Raw genomic sequence first — 18210 nt, 5'->3', positions numbered from 1 at the left:
GGGACGGGTCAGGCCACCGTGACGCCCTCGCCGCGGCCGGTGGACGGTTCGCCCGGGCGGGCCGTGTCGAGGACTTGCCGTATGCCGTCGGCCACGGCGGGGTGGACGGGCAGGGCGAGATGGCCGATGCCCGTCACGCGCACGTTGTCCGCGATCAGGTCGGGGTGGTCGATGCGGGCCGTCTCCACCGGGTCCATGACGTGGTCGAGGTCGCTCCAGAAGCCGACGAAGTGCGTACCGCAGTCGGGGGCGGGCTCCGCGAGCTCCTCGAGCACCGGTGAACCGGGGCGCATCTGGCGCACGATGGGGTGCGCGTCCGCCACTGGCGCCACCCGGGTTCCCGAGTGCGGCGTGCCGAGCGTCACCAGGGTGCGCACGCGCGTGTCGCCGCCGAGCCGCTGCACGTAGTAACGCGCGATCAGACCGCCCAGGCTGTGACCGACCACGTCGACCTGCCGCGCGCCGGTGCGCTCGCAGAGCTCCTCGACGTGCCGGCCGAGCAGCTCGGCCGCGATGCGTATGTCGCAGGTCAGGGGCGAGTAGTTGAGGGACTCGATCTGCTGCCTGCCGTGCTGGGCGAGGCTGCGGCGCAGCAGGACGAAGACCGAGCGGTTGTCGATGAAGCCGTGCAGCAGGACGACCGGGGGTTTGGCCCGCGTCGGCAGCTGGGCCGCGCCGTCCGCGGGCAGGGCCGGGGTCGGGACCCGCCGCTCCTGGGTGATGCCGGAGGGGTAGAGCAGGAGATGCCCGGCCAGGATCGCGAGCTCCAGTGCGGTGGCCTTCAGCAGCGCCATGGAGACCCCCGTCAGTCGGCCCGGCAGCAGGCGCCGGCAGAGCGGGAGAAGGGGCGGAAGAGCCCCGTTGACCTTCATGGCCGACCTCCTGTCGGCACGCGGGAGGACGGCTGGGCCCCCCGTGTGCTCTCGTGGAAAGCAGCGGCGAAGACGGCGGGCGACGACCGCGCGAGCGGCGTCGGCCGCATGACCCGCAGGAGGTGCGGGGGTCCGGCGCTGCCTGCGGCGCCCATGACGCCGGTGGTGCGACGGGGTCCGCGGTCGGCCGGGTGATGCGGCTCCCCGCTGATGCGCCGTGCTTGCCCCTCGTGCCCTGCGTGCTGTGCGTGTCCTGCGTGCTGCGCGTGCCGTGCGTGTTGCGTCTGCGTGTGCGGTGCTTGCCCGGTGTGCCTTCGTCGAAATGCTGTGCCGCCGCCGCGGGTGAGGGACGGCGCCCCGGGACGGCGACCTCGCTGAGGCTCCCCTTGCGCTTGTCCCATCGTGTGATTTCCCCCTCGCTCCACGCCGCGAAACTGCCGGTTGCGCGATGCTGGGGATAACGTTCGTTCACTTCCCGGGCGGGTTCGGGGCGGGGTGTCCGTGCCGTGGTGCCGCAGCCGGTGCGGTGGGCGGCGGCGCGGGCCGTGCACGCGAGCGACATGACCGGTGCGGTGTGCAGGTCGTGCACGAGGCGAGCGAGGTGTGCGGTACTTGTCGGTACGGATGGATGTAGTCGCTTCATGGAGGCAGTGATGGGTGTGGCAGCCGGACCGATCCGCGTGGTGGTGGCCAAGCCGGGGCTCGACGGCCACGATCGCGGGGCCAAGGTGATCGCGCGGGCGTTGCGCGACGCCGGTATGGAGGTCATCTACACCGGCCTCCACCAGACTCCGGAGCAGATCGTCGACACGGCGATCCAGGAGGACGCCGACGCGATCGGCCTGTCCATCCTCTCCGGCGCGCACAACACGCTCTTCGCGGCGGTGATCGACCTGCTCCGGGAGCGGGACGCGGAGGACATCCTCGTCTTCGGCGGCGGGATCATCCCCGAGGCGGACATCCCGCCGCTGAAGGAGAAGGGCGTGGCGGAGATCTTCACGCCCGGTGCGACGACGCAGTCGATCGTGGACTGGGTCCGGGCGAACGCACGCCAGCCGGCCGGGGCGTAGAGCCCCGTCGGTACCGGAGCCGGCCCGGAGGGCCGGTCCCTTCCGGCCGTGCGCGGAGCGCGTCGTCCCGCCCGGCGGGCGCCGTCCCGCGCGGCCGGTGCGCCTCACTGCGGTGCCGGCCCCAGCTCCTCGAACATCGTCGCGCGCAGGCGCAGCGTCGTGACCAGCCGCTGGAAGGCCTCCGCCCAGTACCCGCCGGCGCCGGGCGACGCGTTCTCCGGTTCGTCCGGCACGGCCAGCAGGGCGTCGAGGCGGGCCGCCCCGGCCGGGTCGAGACAACGCTCGGCCAGGCCCATCACTCCGCTGAAACTCCATGGATAACTCCCCCCGTCCCGGGCGATGTTGAGTGCGTCCACCACCGCCCGGCCGAGCGGCGGCGCCCACGGCACCGCGCACACCCCGAGCAGCTGAAAGGCCTCGGACAGGCCGTGCGCGGCGATGAACCCCGCCACCCACTCCGCCCGCTCCGCGGCGCCCAGCGTGCCGAGCAGCTTGGCGCGTTCGGCCAGGGACACCGCGCCCGGGCCGCCCGCCTCCGGTGCCGAGGGTTCGCCGAGCAGCGCGCGTGACCACTCGGCGTCCCGCTGCCGCACCGCCGCCCGGCACCACGCCGCGTGCAGCTCGCCCTGCCAGTCGTCCGCCACCGGCAGCGCCACGATCTCCCTCGGTGTCCGGCCGCCCAGCCGCCGCGACCAGCTCGCCAGCGGGGCCGCCTCCACCAACTGGCCGAACCACCAGGATCGTTCACCCCGCCCCGCCGGGGCCTTCGCCACGACGCCGTCGCGCTCCATGGCCGGGTCGCACTCGTGGGGGGCCTCGACGACGATCACCGCGGCGGCTTCCCCGGCCGGGGTGACGTCCCCGGTGGGCGTGCCCCGCGTGGGGTCGATGGCCACGCACGCCTCGGCCCGGACCGCCATCCGCGCGGCGAGCGCCGAACCGGGCAGGGCCGACAGCAGCTCCGCCGCCGTCGCCCGGACGTTGCGGCTGCGGTCGGCCAGGGCCTGTTCCAGGAACGGCTCGTCGTCGGGGCCGAGGCCCGTGCGCAGCGAGTCGAGGAACATCAGCCGGTCCTCGGCCCGTTCCGTCGCCCAGGTCGACGCCAGCAGGTCGCGTGCGCCGGCCGGTTCACGGGCCCGCAGGGCGGCCAGCAGGGCGACCCGTTCGGCGAACAGGCCCTCCTGCCACAGCCGCTGGATCCGCTCCTCGTCCTCCGGCTGCGGCAGGGCCGCGCCGCCGCCCGGTGCGGAGCGCAGGGCGAACCGCCAGTCCCGGTTCAGCCGCGCCAGCCACAAGGCCCGCGGCCCCGCGAACTCCAGCGCCGCCGGACGCAGGTCCGTACGCCCCCGGGCCGCGTCCAGCAGCGCCGGCAGCACCTGCGGGGGCGGTGCGAACCCGCGGGCGTTCGCCGCGGCGAGCCACTGGGGCAGCAGCTCCGTCAGGTCGGGCGCGCTACCCCGGCGGCTGCCGCCGGACGCCCCGGGGCGGTCGGCCAGCAGCAGGGTCAGCCTGCGGGCCGCCGCGGGCGGCAGGGGCGGACGCGGATCCGGCACGGCCGGCCGGGGACGCCGAGCCGCCCGCGCCGGCCGCAGACCGGCCCGCCGCCGTACGGTCCCGGCCGCCGCCGCGTCCAGCAGGGCCACGGGGGCGTCCCGGCCCGGGGCGGTGCCCGGCGGGGTGCGCCGGTCCGTGCCCAGCAGTGCCGCGGTGACGAGCCCTTCCCAGTGGTCCGTACCGGGCGCGTCCACAGGAGCGGAGGTCCTGGTCATGAGCTTCCTTTCCGCGGGGCGCCCGGAGCCGGTCGAGGACTCGTCCCTACCGGATGCCCCGTGATGCCTGAAAGATGCCGTGGAGGGGTGAGAAGCGGTGCGGCGGGTGGTTCCGCCGGTGCCGCCGGGGAGCGGGGCGGCCGTCGCCCGTTCAGCACAGGGCCACGGCCTCACCCGGCCCCTCCGGCCAGGCCGTCAGCGGCGTGAAGCCCTGGTGCCCGCACTCGCCGAAGACCCTGACCGGGGCGCCGCCCGACAGGGCGACGAGCCGCCACACGCCGGGCCGGGACCGCGCGGCCGGGGTGAACGGCAGCGCCGCGTCCTCGTCGGCGTCCGCCAGCTGCCAGGAGTCGCCGTCCGGGGTCGGCACGACCCCGCCGAGCGTCACCGGGACGGACTCCAGCCACGGGTCCTCCCGCAGGGCGCCGCCGTAACGGGCGGCCGCCTGGGAGACCGTGATCCCCGGTGGGCGGGCGGCCGTCGGCACGGGCGGCGCGAACTGCTCGCCGAGCGCCACGCGCGACTGCCCGGCGCCCGGATACGAGGACACCTCCGCGTCCAGGGCCAGCCCCACCGGCAGGGCCGGCTCCGGGGCCCGGCCGGCCGCACCGTAGGACAGGAGCAGCGCCGTGCGGTGCGAGCCGGTGCCGTGGAGCCAGATGCGGCGGGTGGTCAGACGCGCGTCGGTCGTGTCGTACTGGGCGAGGACCAGCCAGTGGTCCCGGACCGGCATGCCGTCCGCGGAGGCCGGCAGGCCCATCCGGGAGCGGACCGTTGCGGCGAGGCCGTCCGGGAGCCGCTCGCGGCGCAGCCAGCCCTGGCCGAGGAGATGCAGCAGCGCGCACTCCTCCAGCAGCCGCACCGGCCAGCCCGGCCCGGTGGACGGGATCGACCCCAACTCCCGGACGCGGGCGGCGAGGCCCTGCGCCTGGGCGTCGACCATCCGGGCCGCCGTCTCCTCCCAGAGACCGTGACCCGCCCGCTCCACTGACGCCAGACCGCCGCGCAGCAGATCCGCCAGGCGCTGCTCCAGCTCCACCGCGCCCGCCGTGACCCGTTCGGCGCGGCGCTCCGCCCGCCGCCGCGCCGCCTCCGGATCAGCGGAACCGGACGGTGAACCGCCGCTCTGCCCCGACCTCTTCTCCTCCGCGCGCCTGCGCCGCCCCGCCATCCACGGCCCGGCCCACTCCGGCGCGGCCCGGCCCGCCGGCACCGCGCCGTCGCCGCCCGCCCAGAGCAGCAGCAGCCCGAGCGCGTGCTTGCACGGGAACTTCCGGCTCGGGCAACTGCACTTGTACGCCGGCCCCGCGGCGTCCGCGATGTCGACGACCGTCTGGTACGGCTTGCTTCCGCTGCCCTTGCACAGCCCCCACACCGCCCCCTCGTCGGAACTCCCCGTCTCGGACCACGGGCCCGCCGCGCCGAGTTTGCTTCCCGCTTTGCGTGACGCGGTGTCAGGCGCCAAGGCCAGCACCTGGTCCGCAGTCCAGCGCACCCCCTGCTGAGTCATGCCACCGAAGGTAGGTCCCCCCACTGACAATCGGGCCCGCGAGCACCTTCGGCGCAGCGTTTGTGCAGGTCAGAACGCATTGTCAGTGGTGTGGTGCACGGTGGACACCAGATCCGAGGCGGCTGAGCCGGAGGGGGACCTTGCCATGACTGTGTCCGTTGAGCCGATGTCCGTCGAAGCGGGGGAGACCGCAGCGGCCCAGGCGTTGCGACCGCACGCCGAGGACGCCTTCGCCCACGAACTGACCGTGCTGGCCGCGCAGGACGACCGCCCGCGCCCGGCCCGCTGGAAGCTGTCGCCCTGGGCCGTCGCCACCTACCTGCTCGGCGGCGCACTGCCGGACGGCACGGTGATCACACCCAAGTACGTCGGCCCGCGCCGCATCGTCGAGGTCGCCGTCACCACCCTCGCCACCGACCGCGCCCTGCTCCTGCTCGGCGTGCCCGGCACGGCGAAGACATGGGTCTCCGAGCACCTGGCCGCGGCGGTCAGCGGCGACTCCACCCTGCTGGTGCAGGGCACGGCCGGCACACCGGAGGAGGCCGTCCGCTACGGCTGGAACTACGCGCGGCTGCTCGCCCACGGCCCCAGCCGGGACGCCCTCGTACCCAGCCCCGTCATGCGGGCCATGGCCGAGGGCATGACGGCACGGGTCGAGGAACTGACCCGCATCCCGGCGGACGTGCAGGACACGCTCATCACGATCCTGTCCGAGAAGACGCTGCCGATACCGGAACTGGGCCAGGAGGTGCAGGCGGTCCGCGGCTTCAACCTGATCGCCACGGCCAACGACCGCGACCGCGGCGTCAACGACCTCTCCAGCGCCCTGCGCCGCCGCTTCAACACGGTCGTGCTGCCCCTGCCCGAGAGCCCCGAGGCCGAGGTCGACATCGTCTCGCGCCGCGTCGACCAGATCGGCCGCTCCCTCGACCTGCCGGCCGCGCCCGACGGCCTCGACGAGATCCGCCGCGTCGTCACGGTCTTCCGCGAGCTGCGCGACGGTGTCACGGCCGACGGGCGCACGAAGCTCAAGTCGCCCAGCGGCACGCTGTCCACGGCCGAGGCCATCTCCGTCGTCACCAACGGGCTCGCGCTGGCGGCCCACTTCGGCGACGGCGTGCTGCGGCCGAGCGATGTCGCCGCGGGCATCCTCGGCGCGGTGGTCCGCGACCCGGCGGCCGACCGCGTCATCTGGCAGGAGTACCTGGAGACGGTCGTCCGCGAGCGCGACGGCTGGAAGGACTTCTACCGCGCCTGCCGCGAGGTGAGCGTGTGAGCGCCGTGGGGCGGGGACCGGCGGGTTCGGACGCGGGGCGGGGACCGGCCGGTACGGACAGGGGACAGGAGGGAAGCGGGTGACGGTGGTGCAGACGGCAGCGGAGCGGCGGGCCGGTGCGGGGCCGGTGCTGCTCGGGGTGCGGCACCACGGGCCGGGATCGGCCCGGGCCGTACGCGCGGCGCTGGAGGAGGCGCGGCCGCGGGTCGTGCTGATCGAGGGGCCGCCCGAGGCCGACGCGCTGATCCCGCTCGCCGCCGACGAGGAGATGCGGCCGCCGGTCGCCCTGCTCGCCCATGCCGTGGACGAGCCCGGCCGCTCGGCGTTCTGGCCGCTGGCCGAGTTCTCCCCGGAGTGGGTCGCCGTCCGCTGGGCCCTGGAACACGGCGTCCCGGCCCGCTTCATCGACCTGCCGGCCACGCACACACTGGCCTGGCAGAGGCCGCAGGACGGGGCGGGAGGAGAGGGTGAGGCCCCGCTGGACGCCGAGCCGGCGGACCCCGAGGGGGACGGCGAGTCCGGCCGCGGTCCCCACGACGTCCGGATCGATCCCCTCGGGGTGCTCGCCGAGGCCGCCGGTCACGACGACGCCGAGCGGTGGTGGGAGGACGTCGTCGAGCACCGGCGCGCCGGGCAGGAGGACGCGCTCGCTCCGTTCTCGGCGCTCGAGGAGGCCATGGGTGCGCTGAGGGAGGCCTACGGCAGCGGGGGACACGACCGGGACCTGGTGCGCGAGGCGTACATGAGGCTCCGGATACGCGACGCGCAACGGGAGTTCGAGGACGGCGTGGCCGTCGTGTGCGGGGCGTGGCACGTGCCCGCGCTGCGGCGCAGAAGCACCGTCGCCGCTGACCGCGCGCTGCTGAAAGGCCTGCCCAAGGTCAAGACGGACATGACCTGGGTGCCGTGGACCCACCGCCGGCTGTCCCGCGTCAGCGGCTACGGCGCCGGCATCGACTCGCCGGGCTGGTACGGGCACCTGTTCAGCGCCCCGGACCGGCCGGTGGAGCGGTGGCTGACCAAGGTGGCCGGGCTGCTGCGCGACGAGGACCGGATCGTCTCCTCCGCCCATGTCATCGAGGCCGTGCGGCTGGCCGAGACGCTCGCCGCGATGCGTGGCCGTCCGCTGCCCGGCCTGAGCGAGACGACCGACGCGGTGCGGGCCGTGATGTGCGAGGGCTCGGACGTACCGCTGGCGCTGGTCCACGACCGGCTGGTGGTGGGCGACGTCCTGGGGGAGGTGCCCTCGTCGGCGCCGGCCGTCCCGCTGCAGCGGGATCTCGCCCGGCTCCAGCGCCGGCTGCGGCTGAAGCCGGAGGCGCTGGAACGGGAGCTGGAGCTCGACCTGCGCAAGGAGAACGACGCTGCCCGCAGCAGACTGCTGCACCGGCTGCGGCTGCTCGGCGTCGCCTGGGGGGAACCGGTCGCCTCGCGGGGCAGCACGGGGACGTTCCGGGAGACCTGGCGGCTGCGCTGGGAGCCCGAGCTGTCCGTGCGGGTCGCCGAGGCCGGGGTGTGGGGGACGACGGTGCTGTGCGCCGCGACCGCCAAGGCCGAGGCGGACGCCGTCGCGGCCGAGGGGCTCGCCGACGTCACCGCCCTCGCGGAGCGCTGCCTGCTGGCCGAGCTGTCCGGCGTTCTCCCGGCGGTGATGCGGATCCTGGCCGACCGGGCGGCCCTCGACTCGGACGTCGGCCGCCTCGCCCAGGCGCTGCCGGCCCTGGTCCGCTCCCTGCGCTACGGCGATGTGCGCGGCACGGACACCGGAGCGCTCGCGGAGGTCGCCGCGGGCCTGGCCGGGCGGGTCTTCGTCGGTCTGCCCCCGGCGTGCGCCGCGCTCGACGCCGACGCCGCCGAGGAGATGCGGCGCCATGTGGACGCGGTGCACGGATCCGTGGGCCTCCTGGGCGACGCGCCGGCCGGGGGAGGGGATCGGCTGCGGGCCCGCTGGCAGTCGGTCCTGCGGGTGCTGTCGGGGCGGGACACCGTGCCCGGGGTGATCCGCGGGCGGGCCGTGCGGCTGCTGCTCGACGACGGGGAGCTGGCGCAGGAGGAGGCGGCGCGGCTCATGGGGCTGGTCCTGTCGCCGGGGACGCCGCCGGCGGACGCGGCCGCGTGGATCGAGGGCTTCGTCGGCGGGGGCTCCGGCGGCGGAATGCTCCTGGTCCACGACGAGCGGCTGCTCGGGCTGGTCGACGTGTGGCTGACCGGGGTGCCCGCGGAGGCGTTCACGGACGTACTGCCCCTGCTGCGGCGGACCTTCTCGGCGTACGAACCGGGGGTGCGCCGGACCCTCGGCGAACTGGTCCGGCGCGGGCCGGGCGGCGGTGGTGCGACAGCGGCCGGCTCCGGCACGCCCGGCTTCGCCGCCGACCTCGACACGGCACGCGCGGACGCAGTGCTGCCGGTGGTGCGGCTGCTGCTCGGGCTGGACGAGGCGACCACGAACGACGAACTCGACGAACCGATGGGGATGACGGGATGACGACCGACGCGGCGACCGGGCCGACGACCGGATCGGCGGCGGGGGACACGGCGGGCCACGGGCCCCGGGCGGAGAGCGGGCCCGCGACGACCGTACCGGTGATCCCCCTCTGGGAACGGCTTCGCACGGGAGGACGCGCATGACGCCCGAGGCGACGGACCCGGCGCACGAGCGGCTGCGGAGATGGCGGCTGGTGCTCGGCGGCGACGCGGCGGACGGTACCGGATGCGCGCTGTCGGGGCGGGACGCGGCGATGGACGGGGCGCTCACCGCCCTGTACGGCAGGAAGGACGGCAGACAGCAGGGCGGCCGGGACCGTTCGGCCGGGCTCGGGGCGTCCGCGCCGTCCGTGGCGCGCTGGCTCGGTGACATCCGGACGTACTTCCCGTCCTCCGTCGTGCAGGTCATGCAGCGCGACGCCATCGACCGGCTCGGCCTCGCCACGCTGCTGCTGGAGCCGGAGATGCTGGAGGCGGTGGAGGCCGACGTACACCTCGTGGGCACGCTGCTGTCCCTCAGCAAGGCGATGCCGGAGACGACCAAGGAGACCGCACGGGCCGTCGTGCGCAAGGTCGTCGAGGACCTGGAGAGGCGGCTCGCCACCCGCACCCGGGCCACCCTCACCGGCGCGCTCGACCGCAGCGCCCGCATCAACCGGCCGCGCCACCACGACATCGACTGGAACCGCACCATCGCGGCCAACCTCAAGCACTACCTGCCCGAGTACCGAACGATCGTGCCGGAGCGGCTCATCGGGTACGGACGGGCGTCCCGGTCCACCAAGAAGGAGGTCATCCTCTGTATCGATCAGTCGGGATCCATGGCGGCATCGGTCGTGTACGCATCGGTCTTCGGAGCGGTGCTCGCCTCGATGCGGACGATCTCCACGCGACTCGTCGTCTTCGACACGGCGGTCGTGGACCTCACGGACCAGCTCGACGACCCGGTCGACGTCCTGTTCGGCACGCAGCTGGGCGGCGGCACGGACATCAACCGGGCGTTGGCGTACTGCCAGTCGCACATCACCCGGCCCGCCGAGACGGTGGTCGTGCTGATCAGCGACCTCTACGAGGGCGGCATCCGCAACGAGATGCTCAAGCGGGTCTCGGCGATGAAGGCGTCGGGGGTGCAGTTCGTGACGCTGCTGGCGCTCTCCGACGAGGGGGCGCCGGCCTACGACCGGGAGCACGCGGCGGCGCTCGCGGCCCTGGGCGCACCGGCGTTCGCCTGCACACCGGATCTGTTCCCGGAGGTGATGGCGGCGGCGATCGAGAAGCGGCCGCTGCCGATACCGGACGCCGGGTGACTTGGTGACAGCTTGTCCGTGCGCCGCCGGCCGATGCGGGTCAGGCAAAACGGACATGAGCTCCCCTCGGGCGGCTCGTCGGGGAGGAGGGGCTTGCGTAACCTCCGCACTCCCGTGCGAGGATCGGCGCCTGCCCGGTACCGCGTCGTGCCGACTCGTTCCCGCCCGTGACGCGTGAGCGCCGCACGTGTTCCGTCACACAGGAGGAAGCGCCCCCTCTTGACCTGGTCAGCCGCCCTGCCCCCTGCCGCGTCGCACATGCTGCGCGCAGCGGCTGGGCGGCGTGCGCTCCACGTGGCGCTGCTGGTGGGCGGGGTGCTGCTCCTCGGGCTGCTGTGCGGGGAGCGGGCCCATGCGGTGGACGGCTGGACTCCGGCTGGGCTCCGCGCGGGGGCCGGGGAGGCGTCAGTACGTGAAGGCTCGGCGCAGTTGCAGCCGAAGGTACGGGCGTGGGTGGAGGAGCGGTCGCTCTCGCCGTCACCGTCGCGTTCGTCGTCTGATTCGTCATCGCGTTCGTCATCGCGTTCGTCGTCACGTCAGTCCGCGCCGTCGGCAGTGCCGTCGACGCGGACTGAACCGCCTGACCTCCCGACGCCGCCCGGGCTGCCGCCCGGGTCCCAGCGGCGTGGGCTGCCGGTTCCGCGCGAGCTGCCCGTACCGTCCGGGTCGCCTGCGCCGGCGGCTCTGCCGGAACTGCCCCGGCGCGCAGGGCTTCAGGCCCTGCCCGAGCCGCCGCCGTCGCCCGGTGCACCGGGGCTGCCCGACCTGCCGGAAACCCCGGTCCTTCCGGGCCTTGTTGCTCTGCCCGTCATCCATGAACTGCCAGAGCTGACGAACCTGCCGGAGCTGCCGGAGCTGCCGGAGCTGACGAACCTGCCGGAGCCATCGGGGCTGCCGGGGCTGCCGGAGCCGTCGGGGCTGCCGGAGCCGTCGAGGCTGCCCGTCGTGTCCGGCCTGCCGAAGCTGCCCGGCCTCGCCGAGTCGCTGCCGGGGCTCGTCGCTCCTCCGCCCGGCGGTGACGTCACGCTGCCGGGCGTGCCCGGTGCCCCCGCTGTTCCCGGCATCCCGGCCCTTCCGGGCCGGATCCTCCCCGCGCCGGGCGCGGCCGTCCCGCAGCTCGGCGGGGCTGCCGTGCCGGCCGCTGAGGCACAAGGCCCCGTCGGGCGGTCCGAGGCGACGGAAGTGGCTCGCGCCGGGGCGAGTGTCCGGGCACGGGCCGACGAGCACCGCGACGTCCTGCAGGGCCGTTCCGTCCCCACGCACCCCACCAGACGCGCGGGTCACACCGCCGCGCCGGCCGCCCACGTCGAGCCCTCCCCATCAGGCCGGGCTCCCGGAAGCCGGTCCGACGGCACGTTCGGGAACCGGGTCGCCGCCGACGGCGGCGGCCCCCGCCCCGGTGACGCGCACGCCGTCACCCCGGGCCACCGTGCCCCGATGCAGCTCCTGGCTGTTCTCGCGGTCCGCGGTGAGGCGGCAGGAACCCGGGACAGCCACCGGGACATCCCTCTCTTCCCCGGTTAGCCGGACCGGAGTCCCGCGCAGCGCAGACGTCTCCCGGCCCCAGGCCCCGGGTCCCGGCTCCAAGCCCCGGGTCCCGGCTCCAAGCCCCGGCTCCAAGCCCCGGGCCCAAGCCCCGGGCCCCGGACATCGGGTCGACCCGCTGGGCACCCGTCTCCGCAGCCGGCTCTGCGCAGCCACCCCTCGCCCACCCCGCAGCACCACTCGCCATTCACCACTCATCACCCACCACCCAAGAGCTCCACGACCACCACCCCGTGCCGTCCGAAATCCGTCGGTCGGCCGGGGTCAGGGCGTCGTGGATGGGGTCGGCTGGTTCCCGTTGGGGAGGGGACCAGCCGGCCCGCGACCGGGGGGATCAGGGTCCCGAACAGGGGCCGCGTGGTCCCCTCGGGGTGTCAGGCGGGCCTCACCGGGTCAACCCCAGCCCGGTGAGGCCCCTCACCCCCGGCACGCCGTGCCAGAGAGCGCGGCATCATGTGACAGGTATCACCGCTCAGGTGTGACCCTCGATTTAGGGGCCTCCAGGAAGCAGCGATAACCTGCGAGACGGACATGCCGCGCGCTCGGACACCGTGTGCGCCTCCCTTGTGACAGACAGCGGACGTCACGTTGCCCTCGCGGCACGCCCACGCAGACAACGAACCGCGAGATCACTGATAGGGACGGAAGCGCGTGGACCTGTTCGAGTACCAGGCGAGGGACCTCTTCGCCAAGCACGATGTACCGGTGCTGGCCGGTGAAGTCATCGACACGCCTGAGGCGGCCCGCGCAGCCACCGAGCGCCTCGGTGGCAAGTCCGTCGTCAAGGCCCAGGTGAAGGTCGGCGGCCGTGGCAAGGCCGGTGGCGTCAAGCTCGCCGCCACCCCCGACGAGGCGGTCGAGCACGCGACCAACATCCTCGGCATGGACATCAAGGGCCACACGGTCCACAGGGTGATGATCGCCGAGACGGCCCCGGAGATCGTCGAGGAGTACTACGTCTCCTTCCTCCTGGACCGTGCCAACCGCACCTTCCTCTCCATCGCCTCCGTCGAGGGCGGCGTGGAGATCGAGGAGGTGGCGGCCACCCGCCCCGAGGCCGTCGCCAAGACGCCGATCGACGCCAACGAGGGCGTGACCGAGGCCAAGGCCCGCGAGATCGTCGAGGCCGCCAAGTTCCCGGCCGAGGTCGCCGACAAGGTCGTGAACGTCCTCGTCAAGCTGTGGGACACCTTCATCAAGGAGGACGCCCTCCTGGTCGAGGTCAACCCGCTGGCGAAGGTCGCCTCCGGTGACGTCATCGCCCTGGACGGCAAGGTCTCCCTGGACGAGAACGCCGAGTTCCGTCAGCCGGCGCACGAGGCTCTCCAGGACAAGGCCGCGGCCAACCCGCTCGAGGCCGCCGCCAAGGAGAAGAACCTCAACTACGTCAAGCTCGACGGCGAGGTCGGCATCATCGGCAACGGCGCGGGTCTCGTCATGAGCACCCTGGACGTCGTCGCCTACGCCGGTGAGGCCCACGGCGGCGTCAAGCCCGCCAACTTCCTCGACATCGGCGGTGGCGCCTCCGCGGCCGTCATGGCGAACGGCCTGGAGATCATCCTCGGCGACCCGGACGTCAAGTCCGTGTTCGTCAACGTCTTCGGTGGCATCACCGCCTGTGACGAGGTCGCCAACGGCATCGTCCAGGCGCTGCAGCTGCTCGCGGACCGGGGCGAGGAAGTCACCAAGCCCCTCGTCGTCCGCCTCGACGGCAACAACGCCGAGCTGGGTCGCAAGATCCTCTCCGACGCCAACCACCCGCTGGTCCAGCGCGTGGACACCATGGACGGCGCGGCCGACAAGGCCGCCGAGCTCGCGGCTGCGAAGTAAGGGACGAGGGACAGAACAGCCATGGCTATCTTCCTCAACAAGGACAGCAAGGTCATCGTCCAGGGCATGACCGGTGCCACGGGCATGAAGCACACCAAGCTCATGCTGGCCGACGGCACGAACATCGTCGGCGGCGTGAACCCCCGCAAGGCCGGTCAGTCCGTCGACATCGACGGCACCGAGATCCCGGTCTTCGGCACCGTCGCCGAGGCGATGGAGAAGACGGGCGCGAACGTGTCCGTCCTCTTCGTCCCGCCGGCCTTCTCCAAGGCCGCCGTCGTCGAGGCCGTCGACGCCGAGATCCCCCTCGCGGTCGTCATCACCGAGGGCATCGCGGTCCACGACACCGCCGCGTTCTACGCGTACGCCGTGTCCAAGGGCAACAAGACCCGGATCATCGGCCCGAACTGCCCCGGTCTGATCACCCCGGGCCAGTCCAACGCCGGCATCATCCCGGGCGACATCACCAAGCCGGGCCGCATCGGCCTGGTCTCGAAGTCCGGCACGCTGACGTACCAGATGATGTACGAGCTGCGGGACATCGGCTTCTCCTCGGCCGTGGGCATCGGTGGCGACCCCGTCATCGGCACCACCCACATCGACGCCCTGGCCGCCTTCGAGGCCGACCCCGACACCGACCTGATCGTGATGATCGGTGAGATCGGCGGCGACGCCGAGGAGCGGGCCGCGGCCTTCATCAAGGAGAACGTGACCAAGCCGGTCGTCGGCTACGTCGCGGGCTTCACCGCGCCCGAGGGCAAGACCATGGGCCACGCCGGCGCCATCGTCTCGGGTTCCTCCGGCACGGCCGCCGCCAAGAAGGAGGCCCTCGAGGCCGCCGGCGTCAAGGTCGGCAAGACCCCGACCGAGACGGCCAAGCTGGCCCGCGAGATCCTCGCCGGCTGAACCACGCCGTAGGGCGAGCCGCGGGGCCGGCTCGCAGACGGGCCCGCTCCCCGCACGGGGGCGGGCCCGTCGCCGTCTCCGCGCCCGGCATCCGAGCCCGGCACTTACCGCGGCATCCGAGCCCGTGGAGGCCGTCACCCCGCCTGTGGTGTGAGTCGCTCCGGCCCTTTCTGCTCCTCCTCGCGCAGCTTCGCGCGCAGTTCCTGCTCCCGCTCCGACAGCGGGCCGGGCGCCACGGGCGGCGGTACGCCCTGGACCGCCTCACCCGGGGGCACCGGCGGTTCGTAACGGGTGGGTGCCGTGTGGAGGGTGAGGGCGGTGGTGCCGATGAGGGCGACGGTGAAGGCGATGGCCGCCCGGGTCCACAGGCGGGCCCGGCGCTCTCCGCCCCGCCGGACGACGAACGGCTTGGCGGCCCGCAGCCGTGCGGTGGAGGCCAGTTGGACGAGCCGCCAGTGCAGCTCCTCCGGGTCCGCGAGTTCGGGCAGCCGCTCGGCGACCGCCTCCCGCGCGTGGAACAGCCGGTTCGCGGCCGCGCGGGTGCTCGCCTCCGTCTCCGCCGCCGTCTCGGGCAGTCCGAGTCCGACGCCGTCGTAGAGCAGCAGGGTGCGGCGGTAGGAGGGCGGGAGCTTCAGCAGCGTGTCCAGCAGCGCCCGGTCCTGGGCGCCGGGGGGTGGCGGCTCGGCACACCGGTGGCGCGGACGCAGCCGTTGCCACGGGGAGAGCGCGCACTCGTACGCCGTGGTCCGCACCCAGCTCGCCGGGTCACGGTCCCGGGCCACCTCGGGCCAGCGCTGCCAGGCGACCTGGAACGCCCGCTCCACCGACTCCCGGGCCAGCTCCCGGCGCCCGGTCAGCAGATAGGTCTGCCGGACCAGTGCGGGGGCGCAAAAGGAGTACAGGGCGTCGAAGGCCTGGTCGGGTGTCAGCGTGTCGGGCCCCTCGCCCGGCCGCCGTGGCCCTGCGGCACGGCCAGGGTCGCGCCTCCCGTCGGGGGCGGAGGGACGGTCCCGGCCGGGGGCGGAAGGAAGGGCCCGGTCGGAGGAGGGAGGCCATCCGCGGTCCAGGGCGGGGAACAGGCCGCTGCGGTCGAGGGCCGGAAAGCGGCTGTCGTCGTCCGGGGCGGGGGAGCGGCCTCGGCCGGGGGGCCGGGGACGATCGGGGGCAGGTTCTCCCCCCTGGTCGGTGGCGGCGGGGCCTTGGTCGGTGGCGGCCCGGCCTCCGGCGGTGGCGTCGGTCGTGCGCCCGGCGGTCCCGGCCTTCCGCCCCGCGCGCCTGGACGTCAGCCCACCACGCGCCAACCGCCCGGAACCGCCGACCCTCTCTTGACCCACTCCGCTCTCGTGACCTGCGCTACTTGCTCGACCCGCCCCGCTCTGGTGACCCGCCCCGCCCCCCCGACCCTCCCCGCTCTCCTCAACCCCGAGCCCTTCCTCAACAGCGACCCCGTCCCGATCCCCACCGCCTTCCAGTTCGCCGGCAGCCTCCTGAGGCACCGTCAGCTCAGCCTCGCTCGCCAGCGAGTTCAGCAGCTTCGCGTACTTCTGCCCTTTCCGGCCGCGTGGCGTCGCGCGGCCGGTCTCCCATCCGCGCACCGTCGCGCCGGTGACACCCACCCGGGAGGCCAGCTGAGCCCGCGTCAGCGAGGCGGCCTCACGCAGGCGTCGGCGTTCCTTCGGCGAGGGCAGCGGCTTCGCAGGGCTCTGGGTCACAGGGCACCCCTCCGTGCGGAAAAGTACATAAACATATATTGATCGACACGGCGGTGGTTCTTCCGTTACGACGGGAAAGCGCGTGTCGTTGGGAGCATGGCGGGCGTGATCGAGATGACCGCTCGCCGACGTCCGTCATCGCCCCTGCTCCACCGGATGCGTGACCGTTCGCCCGGACTGGGCGGCGGCCTCGTGGGTGGTGCGGTCGCGGCGGGCCTGGGACTGGCGTCGTTCGCCGTGCTGGTGGTGCTGCTGTGGATCAGCTCGCCCTACCCCGACAGCGGCCCCGGCGGTGCGCTGCACGTCGCGGCTGCCCTCTGGTTGCTGGCCCACGGGGCCGATCTGATCCGCGTCGACACGCTCTCCGGCACCCCAGCCCCCCTCGGAGTCCCCCCGCTCCTGCTCCTCGCGCTGCCGGTGTGGCTGCTGCACCGGGCGGGGCGCGACGCCGCGTACGGCCGGATGACGGGGACCGGGGGCGAAGGCGGTTCCGAGGGGGACGGTAAGGGACACGAGGGACCGCCCCTGGTCCCGGCCCGCACCTCCTGGCCCGGCGTGGTCCTCGGGTACCTCGCCGTCGCCGCGCCCGCCGCCCTGTACGCGGCGGGCGGCCCGCTGCGGCCGTCGTGGCCGTGGACCGTGGTGTGTGTGCCGGTCGTCGCCGTGGTGGCGGCGGGCGCGGGGGTGTGGTCGGCGTACGGCCGTCGGAGCCGGCCGCTGCGGCGGGTGCTGGGCGTGCTGCCGGTGGGCGTTCGGCCGCTGGTCCTCGGTCCGGACGGGCGCCCGGGTGTGGCCGTGCGGGCCGCGGCGGCCGGGCTGGTGGTGCTCGTCGCGGGCGGTGCGGTGCTGATGGTGTTGTCGCTGCTGGCGCACGGTGCGGTGGCCCAGGGCGCGCTGCTCCGGCTGACCGAGGGGTGGTCGGGGCGGTTCGCGGTGCTGCTGCTGTGTGCGGCCCTGCTGCCGAACGCTGCGGTGTGGGGTGCCGCGTACGCGCTCGGACCCGGCTTCGCTCTCGGCGCCGGTCACGTCGTCAGCCCGCTGTCCTCCGCGCCGGCGCCGTTCCTGCCGCCGTTTCCACTGCTGGCGGCGGTGCCCGGGGAGGGGCCGGGGACGCCGGTGCACTGGGCGGCCGGGTTGCTGCCGGTGGCGGCCGGGGTGGTACTGGGCCGACGGGTGGCCGCGGCGGCGACCGGCGCGGGGAGCGGGGGTACGCACCCGGGGAGCGGGGAGACGCGCCCGGACAGCGGGCAGGCCGAGGTCTGGCCGGTGGGCCGTACCGTCCGAGCGACCTGCCTGGCGGCCCTGCTGTGCGCTGCCGTACTGGCGGGCCTCGCGGCGCTGGCGGGCGGTCCTCTCGGCGTCTCCGTGCTGGCCCGCTTCGGCCCGGTGTGGTGGCAGGTGGGTCTGGCGGCCCTGGTCTGGCTGGTCCTGCTCGCGGTCCCCACGGCGCTGGGCGCACGGGCCTGGCACTGCCGTTCGCTCCGGCCGGACGAGCCCAGGATCGGCAGGCAGCGGGAGGAGCGGGCCCAGGACGCGGACGGGCCCGGAGCCGGACGGCCGCGGAAGGCGGCACGTCCACGCGACACGTGGTTCACCGGCGCGGCGGGCACCGGCGCGGCCGAGTGGGACATGCTGGACGACGCGGGACAAGCCGATCGGGGCGATTCCCGCCAAGCCGTCAAGAGCACGCCGGAGACCGAGACGCCCCACCCGTCAGGCGAGAGCGAACCCGAGGACGAGGACCTGCACCTGCACCTGCACCTGCACCAGGACAGGGATCAGGACCGAGACCGAAACCAGGGCGCGGGCCAGGGAGGAAACCAGGGACGAAACCAGGAAGGAAACCAGGGACGAAACCAGGACCGAGGTCAGGACCCGAACCGGGATCAGGACGAGGCCCCGCACTCCCTCCCGGAAGCCCCTTGACGC

The 18210-nt window shown here is 74.4% G+C and carries 12 protein-coding genes; 8 read left to right on the top strand and 4 right to left on the bottom strand.

Features of this window, described 5'->3' with window-relative positions:
• Positions 1-8: 8 nt before the first annotated feature.
• Positions 9-872: an esterase/lipase family protein gene (locus tag ACFW6P_RS02135; RefSeq protein WP_386351577.1), complete on the bottom strand. Its 864-nt coding sequence runs from the start codon at positions 870-872 to the stop codon at positions 9-11.
• A gap of 653 nt (positions 873-1525) precedes the next feature.
• On the opposite strand from ACFW6P_RS02135, the gene ACFW6P_RS02130 reads away from it, so the two are divergent.
• Positions 1526-1942, top strand: coding sequence for a cobalamin B12-binding domain-containing protein (locus ACFW6P_RS02130; protein WP_386351575.1), 417 nt, complete (start codon positions 1526-1528; stop codon positions 1940-1942).
• 104 nt (positions 1943-2046) lie between these two features.
• On the opposite strand, the gene ACFW6P_RS02125 is transcribed toward ACFW6P_RS02130, so the two are convergent.
• Complete coding sequence (locus ACFW6P_RS02125; protein ID WP_386422731.1) at positions 2047-3711, bottom strand: DUF5691 domain-containing protein; 1665 nt, start codon at positions 3709-3711, stop codon at positions 2047-2049.
• 151 nt (positions 3712-3862) lie between these two features.
• The gene (locus tag ACFW6P_RS02120; RefSeq protein ID WP_386422729.1) at positions 3863-5221 is read right to left on the bottom strand and encodes an SWIM zinc finger family protein; all 1359 of its coding nucleotides are present in this window, start codon (positions 5219-5221) and stop codon (positions 3863-3865) included.
• Positions 5222-5366: 145 nt separating this feature from the next.
• Here ACFW6P_RS02120 and ACFW6P_RS02115 point away from each other — a divergent pair, with 145 nt between their 5' ends.
• The 6 genes from ACFW6P_RS02115 (at position 5367) to sucD (ending at position 14569) form a co-directional block, all read left to right on the top strand.
• Positions 5367-6497: an AAA family ATPase gene (locus ACFW6P_RS02115; protein WP_386351568.1), complete on the top strand. Its 1131-nt coding sequence runs from the start codon at positions 5367-5369 to the stop codon at positions 6495-6497.
• A 79-nt stretch (positions 6498-6576) separates the two neighbouring features.
• Positions 6577-8982 carry a DUF5682 family protein gene (locus ACFW6P_RS02110; protein WP_386351565.1) on the top strand — a complete coding sequence of 802 codons (2406 nt, stop codon included), beginning with the start codon at positions 6577-6579 and terminating at the stop codon, positions 8980-8982.
• 139 nt (positions 8983-9121) lie between these two features.
• Positions 9122-10288, top strand: coding sequence for a VWA domain-containing protein (locus ACFW6P_RS02105; protein WP_386351562.1), 1167 nt, complete (start codon positions 9122-9124; stop codon positions 10286-10288).
• A 945-nt stretch (positions 10289-11233) separates the two neighbouring features.
• Positions 11234-11812 carry a hypothetical protein gene (locus ACFW6P_RS02100; RefSeq protein ID WP_386351559.1) on the top strand — a complete coding sequence of 193 codons (579 nt, stop codon included), beginning with the start codon at positions 11234-11236 and terminating at the stop codon, positions 11810-11812.
• Positions 11813-12484: 672 nt separating this feature from the next.
• Positions 12485-13663 (top strand): ADP-forming succinate--CoA ligase subunit beta, encoded by a 1179-nt coding sequence (sucC, locus tag ACFW6P_RS02095; RefSeq protein WP_386351556.1) that lies wholly within the window; start codon positions 12485-12487, stop codon positions 13661-13663.
• Positions 13664-13684: 21 nt separating this feature from the next.
• A complete protein-coding gene (gene sucD / locus ACFW6P_RS02090) occupies positions 13685-14569 on the top strand; it encodes a succinate--CoA ligase subunit alpha (protein WP_386351553.1) in 885 nt (294 codons plus the stop codon).
• Positions 14570-14703: 134 nt separating this feature from the next.
• Here sucD and ACFW6P_RS02085 read toward each other — a convergent pair whose 3' ends face one another.
• Positions 14704-15870: an RNA polymerase sigma factor gene (locus ACFW6P_RS02085; protein WP_386422782.1), complete on the bottom strand. Its 1167-nt coding sequence runs from the start codon at positions 15868-15870 to the stop codon at positions 14704-14706.
• A gap of 507 nt (positions 15871-16377) precedes the next feature.
• On the opposite strand from ACFW6P_RS02085, the gene ACFW6P_RS02080 reads away from it, so the two are divergent.
• Complete coding sequence (locus ACFW6P_RS02080) at positions 16378-18207, top strand: DUF6350 family protein (RefSeq protein WP_386422727.1); 1830 nt, start codon at positions 16378-16380, stop codon at positions 18205-18207.
• Positions 18208-18210 lie beyond the last annotated feature (3 nt).

Source organism: Streptomyces sp. NPDC058741, assembly GCF_042746715.1.
Classification (GTDB): Bacteria; Actinomycetota; Actinomycetes; order Streptomycetales; family Streptomycetaceae; genus Streptomyces.
The sequence above is the reverse complement of the archived record's forward strand: the minus strand, read 5'-3'. Positions and strand labels throughout refer to the sequence as shown.